3 protein-coding genes and 1 pseudogene are annotated in these 3,416 nt (G+C 58.2%); 2 read left to right on the top strand and 2 right to left on the bottom strand.

Features of this window, described 5'->3' with window-relative positions; genetic code table 11:
* Positions 1–30: 30 nt before the first annotated feature.
* Positions 31–609, bottom strand: a pseudogene (locus VIH17_08830) (DUF507 family protein).
* Positions 610–1,071: 462 nt separating this feature from the next.
* Here VIH17_08830 and VIH17_08825 point away from each other — a divergent pair.
* Complete coding sequence (locus tag VIH17_08825; protein ID HEY4683339.1) at positions 1,072–1,623, top strand: DUF5658 family protein; 552 nt, start codon at positions 1,072–1,074, stop codon at positions 1,621–1,623.
* 166 nt (positions 1,624–1,789) lie between these two features.
* Here the strand turns inward: VIH17_08825 and VIH17_08820 are convergent, their stop codons facing one another.
* On the bottom strand, positions 1,790–2,572 hold the full coding sequence (locus VIH17_08820; GenBank protein HEY4683338.1) for a class II glutamine amidotransferase: 783 nt from the start codon (positions 2,570–2,572) through the stop codon (positions 1,790–1,792).
* Positions 2,573–2,768: 196 nt separating this feature from the next.
* Between VIH17_08820 and VIH17_08815 the strand changes: the two genes are divergently transcribed.
* A partial coding sequence (locus tag VIH17_08815; GenBank protein HEY4683337.1) for a diguanylate cyclase occupies positions 2,769–3,416 on the top strand: 648 nt, incomplete at its 3' end.

Genomic DNA, 3,416 nt, shown 5'->3' with positions numbered 1-3,416 from the left:
CCGCCCGTCGGCCTTTTGAGAGGCGATGCGCTATTCGCGGGCGATAATCCCCAGCCGCTTCAGCTCTTCGCCGTAATATTTCCGATAGAGAATATCGTACTCGGCGCTTCCCTCGGGAATCTCTTTTTTCTGCGAGCCAATTTTCTGCTTGACGCCGGCATCAATCTTTTCTTCTTCTTTGAGAAGCGTCTGAAGAATTTTCACGATCTCCAGGCGAATGGTGTTCCGATCCTCGACGAAGTTTACCTCGTCCATCTTCACGAGTTCATCAGTGACAACGTGGGAGATTTTCATAATCTTTTCCCGGCTGAGTCGCAACGCCCACTCCTATCGCAAGATTAGCTTTTTCTCCCGCACCAGTTGATTCTTGACGCGCTTGTACATCTCCTGATAGGAGGCCCCGGTCCTTCTCATTTCGTCTTGATATTGTTCGAGGATGGACCGCACCTCCTCGTTCACGCGGTCTTCCACCGCCAGCTCCTCGGCCATGGCGGCGCGTATGCGGCCGACCAGCGCCTGCTGTTGTCCGGTTTCGATCATCTGGCCTTCCAATAGGCGCTTCACCAGCGCCTTGGCCAGGTAATGGACATAATCCCGGTGCAGCAGCATGCGTGCTCCCTTCTTGTGCGCGCTCAACGTTTTGAGTCTATTGGCCCGGTCTTGAGCTGTCAAGGCAACCCTTCTTCTCTTCATCTTCGGTCGTTCCAAACCCGCCAGGATAGCAGGGCGAGGCCGGGGGGTTGCCCGAGCAGGTCTCGTGGCTGCAAGGCCGAAATGACTCTTGTGATCGGCCTAACCTCAGTTCCTTGTTGGTCACAAAGGGCTACTTTTCGTTAACGCTGTCGCCCGAAGCAGGTATAGTCGCCCTGTGCCTTTCACCGGCATTTCCTTTCATGAAACTTTAGTTTGAGCGTTTTTGGTACGAAATGCAGGGGTACGCGGGTTCTGGACGGTTTGTATCGCGCGCACTATTGGTCGGGCGGTAGGGCGAAGCTACTTTCGAGCATGAGCGCGAAGGATGCGGATTGACCGCAAGCCTTGGCGCCCATCCCCAGCCCTCGGGAGGGCCCCATGACCGTTGCCGGCGCAGTACTTCTTCTACAACTCGTTGCTGCGTTGCCGGGCGAGGAGTTTCCGGGCGAGGATGCGGCAGCGTTGGAGCGGCTTTCAGCGTCTCCGAGTGCGCTCGCTCTGTTGGTGGCGCCTCAACCTCTGAGTCCGCCCTTGGTCTCCGCGCCAGCCCCGATTCCCATCCTGCGAATGCCCGAAGCTCGCCCCATCTCACGCAACGAGCGCATGGTCTGGACTTCCCTCACCTTCAGCACCCAGGCTGCCGCTGCCTTTGACGCTCGCACCACTCGCATGTTGCTTCATGGCTACGGCGGACGCGAAGTCAATCCTTTCCTTCGGCCAGTGGCCGGCTCCGATGCTGGCCTCTTCGCCGCCCTGCAGGTGAGCGCCAGTGGCGCAAACTACCTTGGCTGGCGGATGCTTCGTAGCCAGCGGCGTTGGGTGCGCAAACTCTGGTGGCTGCCACAAACCGTCAATGTCGCCGGCTCCCTGTTCGGCGGCTTTCACAACCTCAACGAGATCCATAAGCTCCAGAATCGCGGAGTTCGCTAGAATCTGTCACATAACCGAGGAGGACGATCGGGCGGGGCTGTGTGATACTAAGCGCGCCGCACCGGGCGAAGCGTCTATCCAGGGAGATTCTTCGTCCCGATTTCATCGGGACTCATCTATGAGGCAGAATGACACGACCGATGGGGCCGGGGTTACAAAAGAGCTTCTAGAAGAGTTTGAAGGTTTGCACTTCGAGATCGCCGGTGACGGTCAAAAGCTCACCCTGTTCCAACGCAGCCCATTCCCCTTCCAACAATCTTTCTGAGCAGACGAGGATTGCCTCCGATTCGGCCAATCCCTTACTTTCAAGGCGCGTGTAAGTCTCCTGGGAGTCACCAGCAAGGGGCGTGCCTTTGGTCCAGTCCCGGTGATAGAGGGAATAGAAGGCGGCTGAGCGCGTACATAAACGGAAAGCGTAGAAGGCGGTGTCACTAGCCAGGATGAAATTGAGGCTTGAAAATTCGCCGTCGTCAACCAGCGGCTTCAACGCCCGGCGAAGCCATTGTTCGGCCGGTTGTGCTGGCTCGAAACTCTTGAGGAGCCAGCGGAACAGCGCCTCACTGTCCGTCTCGCTCCCGAGCTCAACGTGACCCAGCCTCTTCCTGACAGCGGCCTCAAGCTTTGGAAAGAGATGCCCGCTGTGGGCAAAAATCCAACCCCCGTAGAGGAAAGGGTGGCAATTCCGCTGGCTGCGCCCGCCTCGCGTCCCCCGGCGAATATGGCCGATGAACCGCGTTCCCTCCCCTTCGAGCCAATGCTCCTCCACCCCCGGGCTGCCTTTCACCGGCAATGCCCTCTTCTCGACCCCGCTTCCCGCGCTTCCCACCCATCCCAGGCCCCAGCCGTCCGGGTTGATCTGCTTTAGAAGCTCTGACTGTTTGGTCAGGCTCCCTAGCCCAAACCTGACCCGGATGTTCTTGGCCGCTACAATCCCGAAAAGACGGCTCATGGGCAGCCCCGATTACCTATTTTGGTTGGCTCCGGATTGGCCGCGACCAAATAAGACAAGAATTGCGCTCTGCTGTCTTCCGGCTGTTCCAGGGATGTTTATCCTTAGAACAAGTTGGGGATACAGTACGATAGCAATCTGTTAAAATCTGTCCACCTCTGAGGACGCTGCTCCTCCCCCATAGCAGGATTCCGACATGGCCACACAAACCCCGGATGTTGTCCAGGCATCTCCCGGCCCAGCCGCTAAACAAGGAGCTTCAACTACCGGGAAAGCAAAGGCTTCGGGTAAGGATCCCACCACCCGGCTGAAGGAACTCGACCGGCGAGATTGGCAGCTCTTTTCCATTCTGTTGCTCGTTACCCTGCTCGTATCCGGCTGCGTCTTCAGCTTTCTTGCTCCTTCCGTCTTTTGGGGCCTGCGGGCGATCACCATCCAGTCGCGGCTGCTTCCCCAGCTTGTTTTCGGATTCGTCACGCTCATTATACTGTTCAACATCTACGTTATCCAAAAGCGGCGGGAAATTACGCGGCTGCGCTGGAGCATACTCGAGGTCGAGCACGAAGCGGAGTTCAATCGGACTCTGGCGCTCCTCGACCCTCTCACCGGTGCCTACAACCGGCGCATGCTGGAGGAAGTGCTCGGCCGGGAGATGGCGCGGGCGCAACGCCACGTCAAGCCCCTTTCCCTGCTGCTTTTTGATCTCGACCGCTTCAAGGAAATCAACGCCCGCTTCGGCCATCTGACCGGCGACCGGGTGCTGCGGGAAGTGGCGGTGATGCTCAAGGACAACTTTCGGGCAGGCGACGTCGTCATTCGGTACGGCGGCGACGAGTTTCTCGTG

Source organism: Candidatus Acidiferrales bacterium (genome assembly GCA_036514995.1).
GTDB lineage: Bacteria > Acidobacteriota > Terriglobia > Acidiferrales > DATBWB01 > DATBWB01.
This window is presented reverse-complemented; position numbering and strand designations above follow the sequence as displayed.